Annotated in this window: 17 protein-coding genes and 2 riboswitches; of the genes, 12 read left to right on the top strand and 5 right to left on the bottom strand. The window is 55.0% G+C overall.

Features of this window, described 5'->3' with window-relative positions; translation table 11 throughout:
- Window positions 1-80: 80 nt before the first annotated feature.
- The 3 genes from fdxB to ACOCF6_RS08865 all read left to right on the top strand — a co-directional run bounded on the left by fdxB (window position 81) and on the right by ACOCF6_RS08865 (window position 1,595).
- A complete protein-coding gene (gene fdxB / locus ACOCF6_RS08875) occupies window positions 81-344 on the top strand; it encodes a ferredoxin III, nif-specific (protein WP_482460024.1) in 264 nt (87 codons plus the stop codon).
- Window positions 345-399: 55 nt separating this feature from the next.
- Window positions 400-729 (top strand): NifB/NifX family molybdenum-iron cluster-binding protein, encoded by a 330-nt coding sequence (locus ACOCF6_RS08870; RefSeq protein ID WP_482460023.1) that lies wholly within the window; start codon window positions 400-402, stop codon window positions 727-729.
- A 71-nt stretch (window positions 730-800) separates the two neighbouring features.
- Window positions 801-1,595, top strand: a complete 795-nt coding sequence (locus ACOCF6_RS08865) for an NAD(+)--dinitrogen-reductase ADP-D-ribosyltransferase (RefSeq protein WP_482460022.1) — start codon at window positions 801-803, stop codon at window positions 1,593-1,595.
- Window positions 1,596-1,673: 78 nt separating this feature from the next.
- Here ACOCF6_RS08865 and ACOCF6_RS08860 read toward each other — a convergent pair whose 3' ends face one another.
- Both ACOCF6_RS08860 and gdhA read right to left on the bottom strand, forming a co-directional pair.
- Window positions 1,674-2,888 (bottom strand): aspartate kinase, encoded by a 1,215-nt coding sequence (locus tag ACOCF6_RS08860; protein ID WP_482460021.1) that lies wholly within the window; start codon window positions 2,886-2,888, stop codon window positions 1,674-1,676.
- A 96-nt stretch (window positions 2,889-2,984) separates the two neighbouring features.
- Complete coding sequence (gene gdhA / locus ACOCF6_RS08855) at window positions 2,985-4,331, bottom strand: NADP-specific glutamate dehydrogenase (protein WP_482460020.1); 1,347 nt, start codon at window positions 4,329-4,331, stop codon at window positions 2,985-2,987.
- A 767-nt stretch (window positions 4,332-5,098) separates the two neighbouring features.
- On the opposite strand from gdhA, the gene ACOCF6_RS08850 reads away from it, so the two are divergent.
- The 4 genes from ACOCF6_RS08850 to ACOCF6_RS08835 all read left to right on the top strand — a co-directional run bounded on the left by ACOCF6_RS08850 (window position 5,099) and on the right by ACOCF6_RS08835 (window position 10,142).
- On the top strand, window positions 5,099-5,914 hold the full coding sequence (locus tag ACOCF6_RS08850) for an electron transfer flavoprotein subunit beta/FixA family protein (protein ID WP_482460019.1): 816 nt from the start codon (window positions 5,099-5,101) through the stop codon (window positions 5,912-5,914).
- 21 nt (window positions 5,915-5,935) lie between these two features.
- Window positions 5,936-7,255 (top strand): electron transfer flavoprotein subunit alpha, encoded by a 1,320-nt coding sequence (locus tag ACOCF6_RS08845; protein WP_482460018.1) that lies wholly within the window; start codon window positions 5,936-5,938, stop codon window positions 7,253-7,255.
- Between the two features lie 141 nt (window positions 7,256-7,396).
- Complete coding sequence (locus tag ACOCF6_RS08840; protein WP_482460017.1) at window positions 7,397-9,394, top strand: (Fe-S)-binding protein; 1,998 nt, start codon at window positions 7,397-7,399, stop codon at window positions 9,392-9,394.
- 16 nt (window positions 9,395-9,410) lie between these two features.
- The gene (locus tag ACOCF6_RS08835; RefSeq protein ID WP_482460016.1) at window positions 9,411-10,142 is read left to right on the top strand and encodes an RluA family pseudouridine synthase; all 732 of its coding nucleotides are present in this window, start codon (window positions 9,411-9,413) and stop codon (window positions 10,140-10,142) included.
- A 19-nt stretch (window positions 10,143-10,161) separates the two neighbouring features.
- Here the strand turns inward: ACOCF6_RS08835 and ACOCF6_RS08830 are convergent, their stop codons facing one another.
- The gene (locus ACOCF6_RS08830; protein WP_482460015.1) at window positions 10,162-12,456 is read right to left on the bottom strand and encodes an ATP-binding protein; all 2,295 of its coding nucleotides are present in this window, start codon (window positions 12,454-12,456) and stop codon (window positions 10,162-10,164) included.
- Window positions 12,457-12,717: 261 nt separating this feature from the next.
- Here ACOCF6_RS08830 and ACOCF6_RS08825 point away from each other — a divergent pair, with 261 nt between their 5' ends.
- The 3 genes from ACOCF6_RS08825 to ACOCF6_RS08815 all read left to right on the top strand — a co-directional run bounded on the left by ACOCF6_RS08825 (window position 12,718) and on the right by ACOCF6_RS08815 (window position 18,984).
- The gene (locus ACOCF6_RS08825; protein WP_482460014.1) at window positions 12,718-13,974 is read left to right on the top strand and encodes a glutamate-5-semialdehyde dehydrogenase; all 1,257 of its coding nucleotides are present in this window, start codon (window positions 12,718-12,720) and stop codon (window positions 13,972-13,974) included.
- A gap of 99 nt (window positions 13,975-14,073) precedes the next feature.
- Window positions 14,074-15,879: a translational GTPase TypA gene (typA, locus tag ACOCF6_RS08820; protein ID WP_482460013.1), complete on the top strand. Its 1,806-nt coding sequence runs from the start codon at window positions 14,074-14,076 to the stop codon at window positions 15,877-15,879.
- Window positions 15,880-16,071: 192 nt separating this feature from the next.
- A complete protein-coding gene (locus ACOCF6_RS08815; protein ID WP_482460012.1) occupies window positions 16,072-18,984 on the top strand; it encodes an ATP-binding protein in 2,913 nt (970 codons plus the stop codon).
- A 72-nt stretch (window positions 18,985-19,056) separates the two neighbouring features.
- Here the strand turns inward: ACOCF6_RS08815 and ACOCF6_RS08810 are convergent, their stop codons facing one another.
- Window positions 19,057-19,491 carry a hypothetical protein gene (locus ACOCF6_RS08810; RefSeq protein ID WP_482460011.1) on the bottom strand — a complete coding sequence of 145 codons (435 nt, stop codon included), beginning with the start codon at window positions 19,489-19,491 and terminating at the stop codon, window positions 19,057-19,059.
- An 84-nt stretch (window positions 19,492-19,575) separates the two neighbouring features.
- Window positions 19,576-19,652: riboswitch (cyclic di-GMP riboswitch) on the bottom strand.
- Between the two features lie 273 nt (window positions 19,653-19,925).
- Between ACOCF6_RS08810 and cbiE the strand changes: the two genes are divergently transcribed.
- Window positions 19,926-21,143, top strand: coding sequence for a precorrin-6y C5,15-methyltransferase (decarboxylating) subunit CbiE (gene cbiE / locus ACOCF6_RS08805; RefSeq protein ID WP_482460010.1), 1,218 nt, complete (start codon window positions 19,926-19,928; stop codon window positions 21,141-21,143).
- Entirely contained in the window at window positions 21,143-21,847 is a 705-nt protein-coding gene (cobI, locus tag ACOCF6_RS08800) for a precorrin-2 C(20)-methyltransferase (RefSeq protein WP_482460009.1), read from the top strand. The genes cbiE and cobI overlap by 1 nt, the downstream gene beginning before the upstream one ends.
- Before the next feature lie 110 nt (window positions 21,848-21,957).
- On the opposite strand, the gene ACOCF6_RS08795 is transcribed toward cobI, so the two are convergent.
- Window positions 21,958-22,959: a hypothetical protein gene (locus tag ACOCF6_RS08795; RefSeq protein WP_482460008.1), complete on the bottom strand. Its 1,002-nt coding sequence runs from the start codon at window positions 22,957-22,959 to the stop codon at window positions 21,958-21,960.
- A gap of 176 nt (window positions 22,960-23,135) precedes the next feature.
- A riboswitch (SAM riboswitch) is annotated at window positions 23,136-23,234 on the top strand.
- Window positions 23,235-23,249 lie beyond the last annotated feature (15 nt).

Below are 23,249 nucleotides of genomic sequence, written 5' to 3'. Positions count from 1 at the left end.
ATGAATGATGAAGTGTGAGGTGGCTGAATTCATACTTCATAACTCATACTTCAACATTAAAACAATTGGAGGTTATGAACATGGCTTACATTACCGGATTAACTCGCGACAAACATGAATGGACCCCCCAGTTTGTTAAATCTATCGACGAAGAAACCTGCATCGGCTGCGGTCGCTGCTACAAGGTCTGCGCCCATGATGTGCTGGCTTTTGAAGAACTGGATGGTGACGATTCTGCCAAAATGTACATGCGGGTAGCCAATCCCGGCAATTGTATCGGCTGCCAGGCATGCGAACGCACCTGCTCGAAGAAATGTTTCTCCTTCGAACCGGTCGTAGCGTAGGCGTCACGTCTCCGGGACTACCCTAGTCCCGGAGGCCTGCGAGAGGAGGTGTTGTATGCTGATCGCGGTAGCTACAAAAGACGGGCGGGAAATCAACCAGCATTTCGGCCATGCCGAGCGTTTTCTGATCTATTCGGTGGATGAGGGTGATGCCCGGCTGGTTGATGAAAAGCAGGTGGAACGGTATTGCAGTTTTGATCCGGAACATCCCCTGCGCGGGCATGTGCTGAAAGGCATTGCCGAGGCGCTGGATGGATGTCGGGCGGTTGTCACGGCCCAGATGGGTGAACATCCCAAGGGTGAACTGGAGAAGCTGGGGGTGGAGCCGTTTGTTGCCAGCGGACCGATCAAGCAGACACTGGTTGAGCTGGCAAAGATACTGTAGGGTAGGGTCTCCCTGCCCGATAGGGCGGAGAAATCCTGCCCCTGCATGCATTCACAAGGAGGTGATGACCCATGGGCAGCGGTTCTTTCAATTATTGCAATCTTCCACCCTGGGTCATCGCTTCACGTCATTTTAACGAAAACCCCCAACCGTTGGAGATTCAGGGGGTCAAGGAAGCCAATCGTTTCCTGTTCAATAAGCTGGCAGGCATCGCGAGTCAGGAAGAGCGCGCCCTGGTATTCAACGACTTCATGTCGGTCAAATTTCAGCTGCATCACTGGCAGGATCAGACCGATATGGCAAAAAAAAGCATCAAGAACAGTTACCTGCGTTTTTTGCGGGGCTGGATGATGGATTCCAATTCAATAGAGGGTGCGGTACTCAAACGCTGGGTAGAGAGCCGCATGGGTATCACGCCAACCTATCACCGGAACCGGATTTCGGGGATCCACAGCCAGGCCTATTTCGATTTCTCGGTAGATGTCATGAAAGGCAGTGCCCGTACCAATGCCATCCAATCGCAGCTTGATCTGCTGTATCAGTACTGTCAGTTCGAGCTGTCATTGAAATTTCCCGATTCGCCGGTTTTGGCGCTGTTTCGCGGCACCTACGATGCCAGTGAGCATGACGTGCTGGAACAGGTCAGCAAACGTGAGCAGATTGTGCGGCTCAATAACCTGGTTTCCTTCACATCGGACGAAGAACGGGCCTGGGAGTTCGGGTCAACCGTGTGGAAAACCCATGTGCCGCTCTGCAAGATCGTTTTCTACAACGATCTGCTGCCCGGCAGCATTATGAAAGGTGAGGGTGAGTACCTGATCATCGGGGGCGAGTACCTGGTGCGGCAGGTCATGTGCACGGTATGACCCTGCTGTTCCGGAAGGGGAGTGTACAAAAAAGAGCCCGGCAATTAACCGGGCTCAGGGTAGAGTGTGATATCAGGGTCAGCCATGCATCTTGAACGCCTCGTGCAGAACACGGACGGCCAGTTCGGTGTATTTTTCGTCAATTGCCACCGACACCTTGATCTCAGAGGTGGATATCATCTGAATGTTGATGTTGTTATAGGCCAGGGCAGTAAACATGCGGGCCGCCACACCGGCATGGTTCCGCATGCCGAGTCCGACTATAGAGACCTTGCTGATGTTTTTATCGGCAATCACCTCGCGGGCATTGAGTTCATTGGCAATTTTTGTTGTGATCAGATTGGCCTTGTCAAGGTCGTTCTTTGAGACCGAGAAGGTGAGATCGGCCAGTCCGGCCTGGCTGACGTTCTGGACGATCATATCGACGGATATGTCTGCATCTGCCAGGGCCGTCAGTATCCTGGCCGCTGTGCCCGGCGTGTCGGGTATCCCGAGTACCGCTATTTTAGCCTCGTTTTTGTCATACACGATGCCGGTTACTACAACACCTTCCATGGTCGTATCCTCTCTGGTTACCAGTGTGCCGCTGGCGGTGCTGCTGCTTGAGCGGATATGAATGGTAACATTGTGTTTTTTCGCATATTCAATGGCGCGGATCTGGACGCCGCGGGCACCCTGGCTGGCAAGTTCCAGCATCTCATCGTATGAAATCGTATCAATCTTGCGGGCATCGCTGCAGACCGCAGGGTCGGCGGAAAAAACCCCCTCCACATCCGAGTACAGTTCGCACTGTTCGGCACCGAGCGCGTGGGCCAGGGCAACGGCTGACGTGTCTCCTCCGCCCCGCCCGAGCGTCGTGATGCTGCCGGTCTTGTCGATGCCCTGAAAGCCCGCGACGACAACGATGGCCCCCAGTTTGAGATCCTTGATGATATTGGTCGGATCGATCTCCTTGATGGAGGCCCTGGCATGCAGGGAGTCGGTGATGATCGGCACCTGCCATCCCAGATAGGTCTTGACCTTGTATCCCATGCACGAGATGCAGAGGGCCAGAAGGCCGACCGAAACCTGTTCGCCGGCAGATATCAGCAGGTCGTATTCGCGCCCTTCCTGGTCGGGGCACATTTCATGAGCCATTTCGATCAAACGGGTGGTTTCGCCCGCCCTGGCAGAGATGACGACAACCACGTCATTGTTGTCATTGTATGAGTCAATGACGCGCTGGGCGATTTTCTTGATCTGATCCGGTGTGGTTACCGCGATGCCGCCGTATTTTTGAACTACACGTGCCATGCCGTTCTCCCGCTGAAATTCAGACATACCTGCTACCTAAAACAAATGCCCAGCCTAGGTGGCTGGGCATGAGGACAGATTAGCCTATTTTTTCAGTTAGATCAAGCCGTGAGCGACCATGGCGTTGGCAACCTTGATAAATCCGCAGATATTGGCGCCAAGAACATAGTTACCGGGGGCGCCGTACTCTTCGGCGGTTTCAAAACAGTTGCGGTGGATGTTGACCATAATGTCTTCCAGCTTCTTTTCGGTAAACTCGAAGGTCCAGGAATCGCGTCCGGCATTCTGCTGCATTTCGAGAGCTGATGTTGCCACACCCCCGGCATTGGCAGCCTTGCCCGGACCGTAGGATATCTTGGCATCCAGGAATACCTTGACGCCTTCAGGGGTCGTCGGCATGTTGGCGCCTTCACCGACAGCGATGCAGCCGTTTTTAACCAGGGTTTTGGCATCCTTGCCGTTGATTTCGTTCTGGGTGGCGGACGGCATGGCAACCTGGCAGGGAATATCCCAGATATTGCCGTTTGGAATATACTTTGCGTCCTTGTGTGTGGCGACATAATCAGAGATGCGGCGACGCTCGACTTCCTTGAGCTGCTTGATCAGGTCCAGATCGAGGCCCTTTTCGTGGTAGATCACCCCGTTGGAGTCGGAACAGGCAACGCATGTGCCGCCCAGCTGGTGGATCTTCTCGATGGTGTAGATGGCAACATTGCCTGAGCCGGAGACCAGGCAGGTCTTGCCGTCAAAGGAGTCCTTGCGTGCCTTGAGCATCTCGTTGACAAAGAAGGTGGCGCCGTAACCGGTGGCCTCGGTGCGTACAAGTGATCCGCCCCAGGTCAGGCCCTTGCCGGTCAGTACGCCCGGCTCATAGCGATTGGTGATACGCTTGTACTGGCCGAACATATAGCCGATTTCGCGGCCGCCCACGCCGATATCGCCGGCCGGTACGTCGGTGTGCTCGCCCAGGTGCCGATACAGTTCTGTCATAAAGCTCTGGCAGAAACGCATGACTTCATCGTCAGATTTCCCTTTGGGGTCAAAGTCGGAGCCGCCTTTTCCGCCGCCGATCGGTAGTCCGGTCAGTGAATTTTTGAAGATCTGCTCGAAACCGAGGAACTTGATGATGCCGAGATACACGGACGGGTGGAAGCGCAGACCGCCTTTGTAGGGGCCCAGTGAGCTGTTGAATTCTACCCGGAATCCGCGGTTGATATGGACGATGCCCTTGTCATCCTGCCAGGGCACACGGAATATGATCTGGCGCTCGGGTTCACAGATGCGCTCGATGATCTTGCGCTCCAGGTATTCTGGGTGCTTGGTCACAACCGGTCCCAGGCACTCCAGGACTTCAAGAACCGCCTGATGAAATTCGGTTTCGCCGGGGTTGCGCTTCAGAACTTCCTGATACATTCCTTCGATTTTCTCGTCGACCTTTGGCATGATGCCTCCTGAAAAAGATTAAAATGCGGGCAGATGTGAATAATAAATATGCACACAACTGCACTCAATGCCCGTTTTTAAAGCAGATATCGTGCCACGGATCGAACATGCATTATTTTTATACAAGCTTGGCCGGGAAATTAATCACTTGCATTTATTGCCGGCATATCACGTTGTGCGCTACCTGTTGCGTGATGTCCTGATTAGGGTTGTTGGGCTACACAAGTGAGTAGCTAATGTGTTGTATCCTGGTACGCAGCCACTGCGCACTGAATACTGAAAAACAGCATTGCTGTTGCTAATTGAGCTGGCCTCTGCATAAACAGTTGACCGGAATGCGAAAATTGGTACAATGAACCTCGTTTGGCGCCCATTTAAACGGCAGCATGCCTATAATTTATGCATCATTGCGGCGCATTTTTGATGTGACTAAATATTGCGACAGCCGCTGCAAAATACATAATCAGGTATAATGTGTACGATGGAGCTAAGATAAGACGGTCCTGATCAACGTAATACTTTTGACTCTGGCTGAAACGGCACGCTTCCTGCTCAAATATCATGAACCTGTTACAGGTGCAGGTAGATGAGGCAACGATGCCCGGCTTTGATATCAGTCGGGCTTTTTTTATGTAATTTCCGTATAAAAATATTATGCAGGTTGCAAGATATTCTCCCCGTGCTTTAATTTGATCAGGGCGCATACCTGGTTACGTATTCCATGCGAGTCAGCTGCAAAATAACATTTTAGTCTACTTGAGGTTTCCATGCTAATCGTCGCCTGTATCAAACAGGTTCCGGACACAACCCAGGTTCAGATCGACCCGGTCACCAATACCCTAGTGCGCGAGGGAATCCCGTTCATCGTCAACCCCTACGATACCCATGCCCTGGAAGAGGCCCTGCGCCTCAAAGACCGTTTCGGCTGTACGGTCGTTGCCATCTCCATGGGACCTCCCAATGCAGAAGCCACCCTCAAGAAGGCCCTGGCCTTGGGTGCGGACCGTGCCATTCTGCTGTCTGACCGGGTCTTCGGCGGTGCCGATACCCTGGCCACCAGCAACGTCCTTTCCGCGGCGATCAGCAAGCTGCACAAGGAGGTGGACGAGGTTGGCCTGGTGTTGTGCGGCAAGCAGACCATTGACGGCGACACGGCCCAGGTCGGCCCCGGCATCGCCAGTCGCCTGGACTACCAGCAATTAACCCTGGTCGATCACATCGTCGATATCGATCTGTCTGCCAAGCGCATCCGTGTCAGTCGCAAACTCGAAGGGCGCCACGAGATCGTAGAAGCCCCTCTTCCGGCCATGCTGACCGTTGTTCGTGAACTGAACCGCCCCCGCTATCCGAAAGTGCCCATGCGTCTGGCCGCCGTCGATGCCACGGTTGAACTCTGGAACAACCAGACCCTGCAGCTGGATGAGCAAAAGATCGGCCTGAAAGGCTCTCCGACCTGGGTCTCCAAGATCTTCTCCCCCGAGCGCGCCAAAGGGGAGATCCTGGGAGATGGCTACGCCGACCCGGAAGGCACTGCCAAGCAACTGATCGACAACTTGCTGGCCAAGGATATGCTGCCGATTTAACTCCAAAGTAAAGGTTGTTACATGACTGATCCCAAGCCCAAGATAAAGAAACCACGCGGCGTCGCCCGCCTGCTGGAAGGCAAATGCATCGCCTGCGGTGCCCGCTGCCAGAGCGCCTGTCCGGTCAACGCCGTTGACATGACCGACAGCGGTGAGCCGATCATCCTGACCGACAAATGTATCGGCTGTCTGAAGTGCGTCAAGATCTGTCCGGCCTCTGCCCTGGAGATGTACTTCACCCCCGAGGAGCAGAAGATCCTGGCAGAGCTGGCCGCTTCGGCCCTGCCGGTCGAAGAGGAGATCGACCCGGAAGCCGCGGCACTGGCTCAGAAGCTGGCCCAGTACCGCGGGGTCTGGGTCTTCGTCGAGCAGACCGAAGGTGAGCCGGCCAAGGTCTCCTGGGAACTGCTGGGAATCGGAAAAACACTGGCCGCATCACTGGGGGTCGAATTGTGTGCCATGGTGATCGGTGAGCAGGTCGAACATCTCTGCAGCGAGGCCTTTGCCCACGGCGCAACCAAAGCCTATCTGATGGATGCCCCGATATACCGGAACTACCGTACCGAGGCCTATGTCGAGGCCTGCTGCCACCTGATTGAAAAGTACCGGCCGGAGATCATCCTGATGGGCGCCACCGGCATGGGGCGCGACCTGGCCGGCGCCGTCGCCACCCGGGTCGGTACCGGCCTGACCGCCGACTGCACCGGCCTTGCCATCGATGACAAACGCAACCTGATGCAAACCCGCCCGGCCTTCGGCGGCAACATCATGGCCACCATCATGTGCGACAAATTCCGGCCGCAGATGTCCACCGTCCGTCCCAACGTCATGCCGATGCCCGAACTGCAGGCCGGGGCGACCGGAGAGATCATCCGCGATCCGTTCGTCGTCCCGGAAGAAAATATCCTCACCAAGGTCATCGAAATCATCCGCGATTCACACAGCAAGGGCGCTGTTGACATCACCGGCGCCGACTTCATCGTTTCCGGCGGCCGCGGCATGATGGGGCCGGAGAACTTTGCCCTGCTGCAGGAACTGGCCGATGAACTGGGCGGGGTCGTGGGCGCGTCCCGCAGCGCCGTCGATGCCGGCTGGATGCCGGGCGACCGCCAGGTCGGCCAGACCGGCAAGACCGTCCGCCCCAAGATCTACATCGCCTGCGGCATCTCCGGCGCCATTCAGCACCTGGTGGGCATGCAGGACTCGGACATGGTCATCGCCATCAACCGCGACAAGAACGCCCCGATCTTCGAGGTCGCCACCTACGGCATCGTCGGTGACCTGTTCCAGGTGATACCGGCCATAACCCGACAGATCCGGGAACTGAAACAGAAGCGTTAACCACCATAAAATCAAACATTTGTCCACGAAAGACACGAAGCACACGAAAAATTATTCAGGAATAACAACAGAACCTTATTGGTACTGTTATTAGATTTTCTTTCGTGCCTTTCGTGGATAACATGCCGTTCAGAGGTATATATGACACCCAGTTCGCTCATCTTCACCCCGCTCCTGATCGCCTCCCTGGCCGTATTCGCCTGGGGCTGCTGGAAGCGTCTCAGTCTGATTTCGCTCGGTCAGCCGGAAAACCGCTTCGACAACATAAGCAGCCGGGTCGGCGACATGCTGAAATTTGCCTTCGCCCAGAAACGGGTCCTGGCCAAACCGTTCGGCATCAACCACTTCGTCATCTTCTGGTCGTTCATCATCCTGATGATCGCCAACACCGAATTCATCCTGAACGGCCTGTTCCCCCACAGTATCAAGCTGATCAAGCTTCCGTTTGAACTGTATGTCCCCCTGGCCTTCATGATCGACATCGCCTCGCTCCTGGCCCTGGCTGCCGTCACGGTCGCAGCCGTGAGAAGGGTTGTCTCCCCGCCCTATCCGGAGGCCCGTACCCCGGAGGCGTTTTTTATCCTGGGGTTGATCGCGGCGCTCATGCTGGCCTCCTTCGGCCTCAATGCCTCGGAGCTGGCCACGATCATGATCCGCTCCAACTCCGACCCGCTGTCATTCCTTGCCACCGCCGGGCGGATCATGCCGGTATCGGCACAGATTGCCGGACTTCTTCCGCAGTCTCAGCTGGGCGTCATACATGCCGGAGCCTGGTGGGTGCATGCCTGTGCCCTGTTTGCCTTTATGTGCTACCTGCCGCACAGCAAGCACATGCATATCCTGACCGCCATCCCCAACTGCTTCTTCCGCAGGCAGGAGAAACCCAACACCCAGCCCCGGGAAGAATTCGTCACCGGCAACACCTTTGGCGTAGCCAGCGTGGATCGCTACAGCTGGAAGGACCTGCTGGACTCCTTTTCCTGCACCGAATGCGGCCGCTGCCAGAAGGTCTGCCCGGCCAGCATCACCGGCAAACCGCTCAACCCGCGGGCCGTGGTCCACGACATCAAGGTCAATCTGCTGGAGAACGGCAGTCTGTTGAAACGGGGAGCACAGCCCCGCACCCCGTTGATCGGGGAGGGTGGTGAAGGGAGCGTTTCCGAGGAGTCGATCTGGGGCTGCACCACCTGCGGCGCCTGTATGGAGGCCTGTCCGGTCTTTATCGAGCAGATGCCCAAAATCATCCAGATGCGGCGCCACCTGGTGGAGACCGAGGCCCGCTTCCCGGAAGAACTGCTCAACCTGTTTGAAAACATGGAAGGGCGCAGCAACCCGTGGGGCATCGCCCCCACTGAGCGCACCAAGTGGTGCAGCCAGATGGAGGTCAAGCCGTTCGAAAAGGGCACTACCGAATACCTGTTCTATGTCGGCTGTGCTGGCTCCTTTGACTCGCGCAACAAGCATGTCTCCGTGGCCGTGGCCCAACTGCTGGACAGGGCCGGTGTCTCCTGGGGCATCCTGGGCAAGGATGAAAAATGCTGCGGCGACAGCGTGCGCCGGCTGGGCAACGAATTTGTCTTCGACAAGCTGGCCCGGGAAAACGTGGCCGTCTTCACGGAGAAAGGGGTCAAAAAGGTCATCACCCAGTGTCCGCATTGTTTCTCGACCCTCAAGAATGATTACCGCCAGTACGGCCTGGAGCTGGAAGTCATCCACCACAGCGAACTGCTGCGCAACCTGGTGCAGGACGGTCGCCTGAAACCGGATACAACGGTTGCAGACTTCGGCAGTGTTGTCTTTCATGATTCCTGCTACCTTGGCCGCCACAACGATGTCTACAACGCGCCCCGCCAGGCGATCCAGGCGGCCACCGGCGCTGCCCCGGTCGAGATGGAGCGCAACCGCAACAATGCCTTCTGCTGCGGGGCGGGCGGCGGGCGGATGTGGATGGAGGAGCATAGCGGCGAACGCATCAACCTGACCCGCGTTAAAGAGGCGGTTGAGCAGCAGCCGGACACGATTTGTGTCGCCTGTCCCTACTGCCTGACCATGTTCGAGGACGGTCTCAAGGATGTGAATGTGGAGGGGGTCCGGGTGCGGGATGTAGCCGAGGTGATGGCAGAAGCGGTGTTGCGGTAGCAGCGTGGGATCAACGATGATCAAAAATAGCAGCCCCCGAGCGAAGCATGGGCCCAAAGGGGTTGAACTGCTGTATGAGGACGCAGATATCCTGGTGATCAATAAACCCTGCGGTCTGTTAACCATGGGGACGGATCGGGATAAATCAAGGACGGCCCACACGATCCTCAATGACTATGTCCGCAAGGGGAATAGCAAATCCCGCAACCGGATTTATATTGTGCATCGTCTGGATCGCGACACATCGGGTATTCTGATTTTCGCAAAAAGCGAAAAAGCAAAAATGATACTGCAGGAGCAGTGGCAGGACACGGAAAAGAAATATCTGACAATTGTGTATGGCGAACTCACTCCGAAAGAGGGAGTGATCAGCTCCTATCTGGCTGAAAACTCTGCATACAGCGTGTATTCGACACCCGACAGTACAAAAGGCAAGTTATCCCATACCGCGTACAAGGTCCTCAAAGAGACAAAGGGTTTCAGTCTGCTGGAGATCTGTCTGCTGACCGGCAGAAAGCATCAGATTCGGGTGCATCTGTCTGAAAAAGGTCATCCGGTTGTGGGTGACAAGCGCTACGGCAAGGGGGGTGATGGCTATCCTTTTCTGGCGCTGCATGCCAGGTCTCTTTCCTGTACACATCCCATAAGTGGAAAACCGCTGTATTTTGAATCCCCGATTCCGGAACACTTTGCCCGGCTGGTGGGCAGGACCGGGAGCGGGAACTCAGCATCACCGGTACCATCCTGATAGCGGATACCGCAGTTTATCAGGATTGACCGTCGAGTATCTGGCGAATCTTTCGTAACAGATCCATCGGATTGACCGGTTTGAACAGTATCTCATCTCCGGCGTCAAGCTCCCCGCGGCTGCGGATAATATCGGCGGTATAGCCGCTGGTGAACAGGATTTTAATATCCGGCCTCAGCCTTCTGATCTCGTCCGCTGCATCCTTGCCATTCATTCTGGGCATGATGATATCCATCAATACAAGACTGATGTTGTTTCTGTTGGCCGCGAATTTTTCGACAGCATCCTGCCCGTCTACAGCACTGATCACGTTATAATTGAATCTTTGAAGGGTTGTTTCAACGACGTTGCGTACGGCTGATTCATCTTCCGCAACCAGAATCGTCTCGCAGCCTTTCTCGGGGAGGGTGGCGGCGGCCATGTTATTCTCAGCGGTATGTTCCCTCTTGACGATCGGCAGGAAGATCTGGAAGGTCGTGCCCGTGCCCGGGGTGCTGGAAACGGTAATAAAGCCGCGGTGCTGTTTGACGATGCCGTACACAATGGCCAGTCCGAGACCGGTGCCCTTGCCGATATCCTTGGTGGTAAAAAAGGGTTCAAAGACCCGTTTCTGGGTTTCATCGTCCATGCCATGACCGTTATCCGCTACTGTTAGCAGGGCGTAACTGCCCGGTTTGCCATAACCGTGGTTCCGGATAAAGCTGTCGTCCATTTCGTACGGTTGAGTCGATATGGCCAGTCGGCCCCCTTTCGGCATGGCATCCCCCGCATTGGTGACCAGATTGGTCAGTGCCTGTTCGATCTGGCCGCTGTCAACATATACGTTCAGCGCAGATTCGCAACAGGTTAACAGGAGATGGATGTCTTCCGTGATGATGCGCTGGAGGAAGTCCTTCAGATTGTTTACGATGGTATTCAAATCGTGGTAACTGGCTGTCAGGGTTTCCTTCCGGCTGAAGGACATCAGGGTTTGAACCAGCTTGGTCGCCCGCTCCGATGAAGACAGGATCTGGTTGAGATTGTTTGCCTGAGGATGATCGGAACCCATTTCAAACTGTATCAAGCTGGCATAGCCGATGATAGCTGTCAGAATATTGTTGAAGTCGTGAGCGACACCTCCGGCAAGCTGGCCGATGGCATCCATTTTCTGGGAATGACGCAGCTGCTCTTCCAGGTTTTTTCGTTCGGTGATGTCGCGGGAAACACCGATCAACCCGGCAATCTGGCCGTCAGGGTCATGAAACGGGGTCTTGATGGTCTCCAGCACAACCTGTTTCCCGTCTGGCAGCGTATAAGGCAGCTCATAGGTGCGAGACGTATTCGTGGCGATTATCTCCTGGTCGCAGCTGCTAAAACGCTCTGCCAGGGCAGCGTTTGAAAAAAAATCCTGCTCACTGTACCCGATGATCTCGTTTTTGGGTCTGCCGACAAATCGTTCGGCAAAGGTCTGATTGCACCCCAGATAGGTATCTTTGGTGTTTTTATAAAAGATGTGATCGGGAATGGCATCCAACAGGGATTGCAGCAGTTGTTTCCGGCTGTTGAGCTGGCGGGTGACCTCCCACCAATAGACTCCGACCAGCAGCACGATACCCCCGGTATGAAGACAGTGCCGCACAGGGGCAAAGACCGGCGCATAACGGTCGTTGCAGAGGTCGTTGACAGCCTGCAGTCCATGGTCCAGGAAAAATAAAAAGAACGCCAGAAATGCCAGCCAGGGCACCCTGATGGACCGGGATCGCGCGTATATAAATGCAGCAAGTATGAACAGGGTAACGACCACACCGATTACCCGGAACAGCAGATCACCAAAAAAATCATGGAACTGGGCTCCGATGAACAGCCTGTTGCTCAGCGAAGCGCGTTCGGTTGCATCCAGAAACCTGGGCCAGAGCGGTGCGGTAATGCTGTAGGTGAGTGCGGTCAGGATCGAACTGCCGATCAGGAATATACGGGAGAATCGTTCGAAATTGAAATAGAAGCGAATAAAGGCATAGCCCATCAGGATGATCGAGAGGGTTTCTATCGAGTGCTCAATGGGAGGATAATAACGAAAAATAGTCGGGAAAGAGATGTATCCCCGAAAGCTTCCGTATTCGGCTGTAAACATGAACAGTTCCCTGCTGGCGCCGACCGCGGCAGAGATTGAAAAATAGAGATGGCGGCGATCGCTGGTTGTGCGCCACATCCGGTAGGAAACCAGGAGCAGTACCACCCAGAAAAAGGCGGCCAGCAGAAACCGCACGACATTGTTGGCCGGATCCCCCGGGCCGCCGCCAAACTGTGTAAATAGGAGTATCAGTTCTTGAAGCATGGGTGCTCTCCTGCCGTACAGATTATCACGAAGGTGCCTCCGAACAGAGAACACGGGGTTAGTGCCGAAAATTCATAAGCACCATTTAGATTACCACTAAAACAGAGGTTAACAACGTAATCCTGGCCGGACCCGATCTGCCCTGTGGTCTTCGGGTGTGTTTTGATAACAGGGCAGAGCCCGTCATTCCTCTTGCAAGTACCTCGCAAAGTATCTTACACTTTACAGATAGTAGCGACACATCACCAGGTAGGAGCACATATGTCCCTCGCTGAACAGGTTGCAAGCATTGCCCGAAACGCCCGCCAGGCCTCACTCGTAATGGCGCGCTTAACCGCAACTGCCAAGAACGATATGCTGTGTGCCATGGCACAGGCGCTGGAGGCTCAGGCCCGGCATCTCATCGCCGAGAATGCCAAAGATCTGGAGACCGGCCGCCAGAAAGGGCTCTCCAGTGCCATGATCGACCGGTTGATGATGGATGATAAACGTATTGCCGGCATTGCCGATGCCCTGCGCGAGGTGGCTGCCCTGCCCGACCCGGTGGGCGAGGTTACCAAAATGTGGAAGCGGCCCAACGAGTTGATGGTCGGCAAGATGCGCATACCGCTGGGAACGATCGGCATCATCTACGAGGCACGCCCCAATGTGACTGCCGACGCAGCCGCGCTCTGTCTCAAGGCGGGTAATGCCGTGGTTCTGCGAGGCGGTTCCGAAGCGATCCATTCCAACCGCGCCATTGCCGCGGTCCTGCAGGGGGTGATGAAGGCCAAGGGAATTCCGGAAGCGGCCCTGTCGCTGATCCCCTTCACCGAGCGGGAAGGGGTGCTGGAGATGCTCAAGCAGGAGGAATTCATCGATCTGATCATCCCGCGCGGCGGTGAGAGCCTGATCCGTTTCGTAGTGGAGAACTCGCGCATCCCGGTCATCAAGCATTACAAGGGCGTTTGCCACATCTTTGTCGATCAGTCGGCTGATTTCGACAAAGCCGAACAGATTATTGTCAACAGCAAGACTCAGCGCCCCGGTGTCTGCAACGCCCTGGAGACGCTCCTGATCCACAAGGATGTGGCGGCCGAATTTATCCCCAGAATTGCCGCCACCCTGTCAGGTCTGGGTGTGGAGTTGCGCGGTGATGAGGCTTTCCGCAGTTATGCATTGTCCGCCACCCCCGCGACGGAAGAAGACTGGTATGCCGAGTATCTGGAACTGATTCTGGCCTGCCGCGTCGTTGACGATATCGACGCCGCCATCGACCATATCAACCGCTACTGTTCGCTGCACACCGAGTCGATTATTACCAGCGACTACAGCCGCGCCCAGCGCTTCATCCGCGAGGTCAACTCCTCCTGCGTGATGGTCAATGCCTCGACCCGTTTTGCCGACGGCAACCAGTTGGGTCTGGGTGCCGAGATCGGTATCTCCACCACCAAGCTGCACTCCTTCGGTCCCATGGGGCTGGAGGATCTGACCACCACCAAGTTCATTGTGTATGGGGATGGACAGATTAGAGAGTGAAAGTTCTTGCTATATAAGAAAAAAATTGCCATAGTATCATGTTTCACGGACGGGCCTTTGCCCGTCCTTTTATTTTGAGAGAGATTGAGGAGTCCCTTCATGCAGGAAAGAATCCGTAACATCGCCATTATCGCCCACGTTGACCATGGTAAGACTACCCTGGTTGATGCCATGCTCAAACACGCCGGTGTCTACCGCGAAAACGAAGCCATTACCGAGCGCGTGATGGACAGCAACGACCTGGAAAAGGAACGCGGCATCACCATCCTTGCCAAGAGCCTTTCCATCCATCACGGCCAGTATAAGATAAATATCGTCGACACCCCTGGCCACGCCGACTTTGGCGGCGAGGTGGAGCGCGTTCTGAAAATGGTCGATTCCGTCCTCCTGCTGGTGGATGCCCTGGACGGCCCCATGCCCCAGACCCGCTTCGTACTGAAAAAATCCCTCGACCTGGGTCTGAAGCCGATCGTGGTCATCAATAAGATCGACCGTCCCGGTTCACGTCCCGAGGAAGTTCTCAACATGGTCTTCGACCTGTTCTGCGAATTGGAAGCCTCGGACGACCAGCTGGATTTCCCGGTCGTCTACACAAGTGCCAAGCTCGGATATGCCAAGCTGGACATTAATATCGAATCCACCAACCTGGAGCCTCTCTTTGCGGTGGTTGAGTCCAATGTTCGCCCTCCCAAGGGCGATGCGAACGCGCCCTTCCAGATGCTGATCGCCAACATCGATTACAACGATTATATCGGGCGCATGGCCACTGGCCGTATCTTCAACGGCAAGGTCCGGGCCGGTGAAACCGTCGCTATGATCAAAGCCGACGGTACAATCACCAAGGGGCGTATTTCCAAGCTGCTCGGCTATGAAGGACTCAAGCAGGTCGATATCGAAGAGGCCGGCACCGGCGACATCGTGACCGTAGCCGGATTTGAGGATGTCAGTATCGGCGAAACCCTGGCCTCGGCCGAGAACCCCATCGCGGTACCGTACGTTTCCATCGACGAGCCGACCCTCTCCATGAACTTCATGGTCAATACATCACCTTTTGCCGGTCGTGAAGGCAAATGGGTTACTTCTCGCAACATTCGCGAACGCCTGACCAAAGAGCTGCGTGTCAACGTTTCACTGCGGGTCGAAGATACGGATAGCGCCGATACCTTTCAGGTTTCAGGGCGCGGAGAACTGCATTTGTCGATCCTGATCGAGAATATGCGCCGTGAAGGCTTCGAGCTGGCCGTTTCCAAACCGGAAGTCATCGTCAGGATCAAGGACGGCGTCAAGATGGAGCCGATGGAATACCTGGTAGTGGACGTTGCCTCCGAGTTCCAGGGTGCCATCATTGAGAAGATGGGGCCACGCAAAGGTGAGATGGTGGCTATGGCCCCCATGGGCGAGATGGTCCGCCTGGAGTTCATTGTCCCGGCCCGCGGCCTGATCGGTCTGCGCGGTGAGGTGTTGACTGATACCCGCGGTACAGCGGTTATGACCCACACCTTCCATGAGTACGCTCCCTACAAGGGGGATATTCCCGGCCGTAAAAACGGCGTACTGTTGGCCATGGAGCATGGTGAGACAACGGCCTACTCGCTGGATGCCCTTCAGCCTCGCGGCACCCTGTTCATCGGGGCTGGCGTTGAGGTCTACGGTGGCATGATCATCGGCCAGCACAACAAGGACAATGACCTGGAAGTCAACCCCTCCAAGGGCAAGAAACTGACCAACGTGCGTGCCTCAGGAACGGACGATGCCATCAAGCTGACTCCGCCGCGTCTTCTGACCCTGGAGCAGGCGCTGGAATTCATTGCTGACGATGAACTGGTTGAGGTCACCCCGACCTCAATCCGCCTGCGCAAAAAAGAACTTGACCCGACCAAGCGCAAACGGGCTTTCAAAGGCTAGATCGGATTTTAACATACTGTATGAACCAGAGCAGGCCGGTGATATTTTACCGGCCTGCTGTTGTATGTATCATTTGAATACTGCATTATCTTGAGTTATGTAGTATGTGTATCTGCCGGAACTACAAACTCAGGGGGCCTGTCTGGCCGTTTCAGCAGCTACTGCCTCTGACATCAAGCGAGACCCTCGTTTATGAATTCTCCTGCACACGCAACCGCTCCAGACTATCGCCTGTTCAAGCGCTCCGTTATTGTTGCAGTGGCAACATTGATCCTCTTGATTGTCTCCTTTTCGGTGTGGAAATCAGCGACCGAATATCGTCTGACAATCCGGGGGGCAGAACAGCAGACGCGCGGTTACGCACGTGCACTCAAAGAACATGCCGAGCGTGCCTTCAGCGAGGCTGACAATGTGCTGCTTGACACCATCGACCACATCCAGTCCCAAGGCGGGATCGACAAGGAAGACAGCGAGCATTTGCGCGGTTTTCTCATGGGACACCCCCGCAATACACCGCAGATCGGCTCAATTGTCCTGGTGAACCCCAGGGGTATGCTGTTTGCCCATTCGCTGGACTCACCGGTACAGCAGGCCGATGTCAGTGACCGCGATTTCTTTATACATTTCCGTGACAATCCCGCCGATACATCAACCTTCCTTTCGAAGCCGTTTAAGAGCAGACTCAACGGCAAATGGCGCATCACACTATCACGGCCGCTGCGCTCGGCTAATGGCACTCTTGAAGGCCTGGTAGTCGTTGCTCTTGAGATGAAGTATTTCCAGGATTTCTATGCATCCCTTGATCTAGGAAAGCAAGGCAAGATTGTTCTGGTGCGACGGGATGGGTCGCTGCTGCTGGCTGAGCCGTTCAAGGAATCGGATTATTCAAGCGACTTCAGGAAATCCCATCTTATCCGTACCTATCTGCCCCGCTCCCCCAAAGGAACCTTCCGCATCGCCGGCGGCAAGGCGCTGCTCGAGCCGGACGGCCGTATTGTTTCCTACGATTCACTGGAGCATTTCCCGGTGGTTGCGAATGCCAATATGGGATTGGATGAGGTAACCGCCCAGTGGCGCAGCAATACCCTGCTCCAGGCTGCGCTGTCCCTGGTGGTTTCGCTGGCCCTGTGGTTGCTGGCTTCGGTGCTCCTGCGGCAGATACGCCGTATTGAAGATGCCTATCGCCTGCAGCTGGAGCAGCAGATTGAAATAACAGCCTCATCCGAAGCATGGCAGGCAACGTTTGATGCCGTGGGCGCGGCTGTCTGGGTGATGGATCTGGACCGCCACGTGTTGCGCGCCAATAAAGCCACGGAGACGATTTTCGGTATGCAGCAGGAGCAGGTGATCGGTCTGCTGTGTTGCGAAGTTGCCCATAGTTACGCTGATACACTGCACAACTGTCCCTTCAATAAGATGCTTGAAACCGGGCATCGTGCTTCCATGCAGATCAAGATTGGCGAACGCTGGTATGATGTGGCGGTTGATCCGGTCACCAACGATGCCGGTGTGCTCACGGGGGCTGTTCACATCGTCTCGGATATATCCGACATCAAGCTTGCCGAAGAACAGGCGCTCGAAAACGAAACCCGTATGCGGGGACTGCTTTCGGCAATTCCTGACGCAATTTTCTTCAAGGATGCCACTGGCAGATGGTTGCTGGTCAACCCTGCCGGTATTGAACTGTTCTGCCTGCAGCAGGTTGATTATGTGGGGAAAACAAATCTGGAGCTGGCAGAGCTGGTGCCACAGCGAAGGGATGCCCTGCTGTCGTGCCATCAAAGCGACCTGGCTGCCTGGGAGCTGGGCGGATTGGCACACTCGGAAGAAACCATCGCCATGGGACCTGGCCAGTTGCGCACCTTCGACACCATCAAAATACCGCTGTTCAAGGCTGATGGCAGCCGTCGCGGACTGGTTGTCGTTGATCGCGACATTTCCGAACAGATGCAGATGGAGATGCAGTTGCGCCAGGCCCAAAAAATGGAGGCCATCGGTCATCTGGCAGGTGGTATCGCCCATGACTTCAATAACCTGTTGACGCCGATTCTGGGGTATGCCGAGATGATTTCCGCCCGGCTTAGTGCCGGTGATCCCTTGTCTTCAAAGGTGGCGGGGATCAGTGCCGCAGCCCACAAAGCCAAGGACCTGACCCAGCAGCTGTTGAGCTTCGGTCGTCGTCAGGCGGTAACTACAACGGTCTTTGATCTGAACGAGGTGATTGAATCGTTTCATATCGTACTGCGCAGAACCATCCGCGAGAGCATCACCATCAACCTGACCCTGGATCCGGCGGGTGCCTATGTGTCCGCTGACCGGTCGCAGATTGAGCAGATCATCCTCAATATGGTCGTCAATGCCCAGGATGCCTTGAACGGAAAGGGCGTGATTTCAATCGAGACCTGCAAGGTTTTCATGGAGGGGGAGAATGTTCGTCTGCACCCCGGCATGACAGCGGGCGAGTACATCCTGTTGTCCTTTTCGGACAGTGGTTGCGGCATGGGCAGCGATGTCCTGGCACATATCTTTGAACCCTTCTTTACCACCAAGGCTGCTGGCCATGGCACCGGACTTGGTCTCGCCACGGTATACGGCATTGTCAAGCAGCACAATGGGCATATCAGCGTTACCAGCCGCGAAAACGAGGGTACCACCTTCCGTATCTATCTGCCTGCCAGTACGCTGGTTCCATTGATGAAAACCAGGGAAGCCCTGGTTGATCACAGCCATGTCCATGGTAATCCTGCGAGCACTATTCTGGTTGTTGAAGACAACGAGATGGTCAGGGAGATGGTGCGGGAGATGCTGGAAGGGTATGGTTATTGTGTCGTGACAGCTGCCGACGCTGTGCAGGCGATCGGGATTGCTGCCGGCAGCCAGGATCGGATTGAGCTGATGGTATCGGATGTGGTCATGCCCGGCATGAGCGGGCCGGAGTTATACGAGCAGTTGGTGGTGCAGATGCCGGACCTGCGGGTGGTGTATATTTCAGGATATCCTATGAATCCCAGTATCCGGGGCGGTACGCTGGAGGAAGAGGTCAGTTATCTGCAGAAGCCGTTTACCGCAGAGGCCCTTTTGGAGCGGATCCGGCTGGTGTTATGATCAAAACGTTGCTTCACGAGGCCCCCGGATTTTCCGGGGGCCTCGTGCGTTGAAGCGCCACTCATCCGGAGGTTAGAAGAGCAGACTTACGGTGAGGCTGATGCCGCTGATGGTGGGACATTCCTGCCTCTGTGCGATTCTGATGCGCTCCTGATGGTCGATACTGTTGTTGGGTGGATTGTAGGCTACGATCAGGGAAACATCGCTGTGCCGTATGGCCAGATCGCCATTCCCGTTGAGTCCGATCGTCACTGAACGCGTGTCAACGTGCTTTACTGCTGCTGGTGTCAGGGCAGGTCCCGCATCATACTGCAGTAACAGGAATGGGTCGGCATGTGACAGTGCCGGGGCTGACGAGATAGCCAGTGAAACGATAACGGGGATGAGTATTGTTAGTAAGTTAGATACTATTTTCTGCGGCATCTTGCAGAAATATTTCGTTAACGCACTTATCCTGTTTAACAGGGTCAGGAATGAAGCAAACGACCTTTTCTCAGAGTCTGACATCGCGGTCTCCTTGTGCCAGGCTGTACTGCCTGGTGCCGCTTGTCCCGGCAAAAACAAAGCCGGGTCGCCAATACCATGAGATATTTCGGCGACCCGGCTGTCTCAGAGAGACCCTGTAGGCTTTCCGTCCCACCCTCGCGGATGGTTTAGTATTTTCGTGTATCCCGCTATTTAACCACACAACATGGTTAGCATGTTGTGTGCCATATCCTAAAGATCTCTTTAAAAGCATGCTGAATGGGGTTTTGTGAATTTATTTTGCAAAGCCGGGTTTACGGATATTCCGTAAAATGGCGAATAGAAGAAGTCAGGTGACAATTTTTATCCGGTCGAATGATAGCAGTTACGACAGATAATCTGATGATTTTTAGATTCCAGAGTGCTATAGTCGCCACCTTGAAGAGAGCAGTGAATCCCGCACGGGGGACATATATATGACGCAGGAAAAAATTTATCTGGTCGGCGCCGGCATGGCGGGCTGGGAGGGATTCAGCTCCAAGGCGCTGGAGATCATTGGCAAGGCCGAAGTGCTGATCGGGCATCAGCGTCATCTGGATATTTTCCCGGATTTCAGCGGTCAGAAGACCGAGTTGGGCGACCTGTCCGCTTTGCTCGAGTTTCTCCAGAAAACCGATAAGCGTGTTGCCATCCTTGCTTCAGGTGACCCGACCTTTTTCGGTATTTCCCGCTTCCTGTTGCGCAACCTGCCCAAGGAGCGCATTGAGATATTCACCAACGTAACCAGCATGCAGTATGCCTTTTCCCGCATCAAAGAGCCGTGGGACGATGCCATTTTCGTCTCGGTGCATGGCCGCGGGATGCACGCAGCGGTGGACAAGATTGTAGCCGCTGAAAAGGCCTGTGTCCTGACCGACAAAGTCAATACGCCCGCTGCGGTTGCCAGGGAGCTGATTGATCGCGGAGCAGAGGGGTATGAAGCCTGGCTGTGCGAGGATCTGGGCCTGCCGGGCGAAAAGTTTACCCGCAGCGATCTGCGTGGCCTGTTGGAGCTGAAGCCGTCGGAGCTTAATATACTTATTCTGATCAAGACCTATGAACCAAACCTGGTCCAGTATCCGCTGCTCGGCATTGACGACGATGAGTTCCAGACTTCCAAGAAGCTGATTACCAAACAGGAAGTGCGGGCTGTTACCCTCTCCAAGCTCCAGTTGCAGGATGACCTGACCTTGTGGGATATCGGCGCCGGCAGCGGTTCGGTCTCCATCGAGGCCTCCAACCTGATGCCCAATGGCCGCATCTTTGCCGTGGAGCGTAACCCGCAGTGTGTCGGCTTTATCAATGAAAACCTGAAAAAATTCTGCACTCGCAATGTGAAGCTTATTGAGGCCTATGCCCCCGAAGGGCTGGAGGACCTGCCGGACCCGGACCGGGTCTTTATCGGCGGTGCCGGCGGCCAGCTGGAAGAGATCATCGATGCGGTCGATAAACGCCTCAAGCCGGAAGGACTGATCGTTCTGAATGCCGTGACCCTGGATACTCTTACCAAGGCGGTGGAGTTTCTGGAGGATCATGGCTATGTCGTTGAAGCGACCTGCGTCAATATCTCCAAGACCCGCCGACTTACGGAATACAAGATGTTTGAGGCCCAGAACCCGGTCTACATCATCTCCGCCTGGAAGGGCAAGGAATAGTGGCAACTGTATTTGCTGTCGGTGTCGGCCCGGGCGATCCGGAACTCCTGACCAGGAAGGCCGAGCGGGTCCTGCGTCAGGCCGATGTGATCCTGGCTCCGGTTTCCAATCCGGGTGAAGCCAGTGTGGCACTGGAAACCGTGCGTGAATTTCTGGATGAAGGGCGTCAGGAAATCATTATCCACCAGTTTCCGATGACCTCCGACAAGAGCCGGCTGATTCCGGCCTGGCAGGAGGCTGCCGCGTCAATTGCCGCACGAATTGCAGCCGGCAAGGATGTGGCCTTCATTACCATCGGTGACCCGCTGCTCTACTCCACGTTTATCTATCTGCTGCGTATCTTCCAGGAATCATATCCACAGATTGCCATCGAGATCGTACCCGGTATTTCCAGCATCAATACCTCCGCTGCCGTTGCCTGTGTATCCTTGGCCGAGGCGGATGAACGGATCGCCATTATTCCGGCGACAGCCGGAATGGATAAGGTCATCGAGGCGCTGGCAACCTACGATACGGTCGTTTTGCTGAAGGTCAAACCGCTCTTTGGGGACATTCTTGCGGTTCTCAGGAAGATGGGCCGGGATCGAAGCGCGGTGTTTGTCGAACGGGTCGGCGGTGCCCGGCAGAAAGTGCTGACCAGCCTGGACGAGATGGATGCCCATACACCGGATTACCTGTCGTTGATGATTGTCAGGCGCAGTTGAGGTGACCGGTGGCGTAATGTAAAAGGCCCTTTCAGAATTGTTCTGAAAGGGCCTTTTCGCATTGTGAACAGCTTCTGCAACCGCACTAACCCTGCTTCGCAGGATACGTGCTACAGTGTGCTGCCTTTGGCGGGCACTATTTCATCGGTCGGTGCTGCCGGTTGTTCCAGAACGGGTACCCGTGTGACAGCGGGTACTTCGATTGCCGGAGCTGGTGCCGGTGCCTGCGGTGATACGGCTGGCGGAACGGCCTTGACCGGCTGCGCAGCAGGTGCCAGAGGACGGGATGTCTCGACGACCGGAACAGACGACTTCTTTTCTTTGTCATGGTCATACTTCAGGAACGAAACCATCTCATCAAACTGTTTGCTGTAAACATTCGATTCCTGCGTTTCACGCAGCATCAGATCCTTGCTTTTCTGATCCAAAGTGCGCCTGATGCCATCAATGGTTTTGAATTTGACATTGGCATTGGTTGTCATGTTGGCCTCTGCCTCATTGAAATCAGGATATTCCAGGTTTATCATCGGGTCGTAACTCGGGATGCGCTGCCGGAAGTTCGGGTATTCCCAGAGAATGGATCCACTGGCATCCAGAATCTGGGCCGTCATAATCAGATAGTTGTAGTCAGTGGTCAGGGATTTAAACTGGCCGTAGGATATTTCTTTGTCTGATTTGGTCAGTCCGCTGACCACCAGCAGCATGACCGCATCCAGGTTGTTCTTCTGAAGATAGTCGCGCAGTTCATCGTTCTTCCAGAAATATTTGTTGTACAGAACAGACGCATCATCACGTTTTTCACGTCGTGCAGAGAGTTTTCCATAGATGCTCTGCGGGTCACCATCCAGCAGTGCCACCGTATAAAAATTGCCGGTAGCCTTGAGCTTGCGTACAAACTGCTGTTCGTATTTGCGGTTCATTTCTGCCAGCAGTGAAATCAGCTGATCTTTCTCCGGATGTTTGATGTCTGAGTCCGCATCTACGATAATGGGGGCAATGCCAAGCACCCGGACCTTGTCAGCGAAGTTTTCGGTGGGAATGTTAAAGTGGTTCTGTGAACAACCCGAAATAACGGTGGCAAACAATGTGAAAACCAGCAACAATCGTTTCATATAATCTCCTTGCAGGCGGCGTGATACACCGGATTTCAATGAAGATGGTTATAGCAGATGCCTGCCCTGTTTTCCAGATAATTTGGCGGCACGTGCGAGCGGCCGAAGCGGCATGGTGCGGCGGTGTATTTGATTGACAACAGGGGGGTTCTTTCGTATTCTTGACCAACAAAACCTGCTTATCGAGAGTGGTGGAGGGAAAGGCCCTGCGAAACCACAGCAACCGGCCAATCAGGCGTCAGGTGCTAATTCCTGCCGGAAGGCAAAGATGAGAGGTGCGCTGTGAACCG

It is taken from the genome of Geobacter psychrophilus (assembly GCF_056821595.1).
The sequence above is the reverse complement of the archived record's forward strand: the minus strand, read 5'-3'. Positions and strand labels throughout refer to the sequence as shown.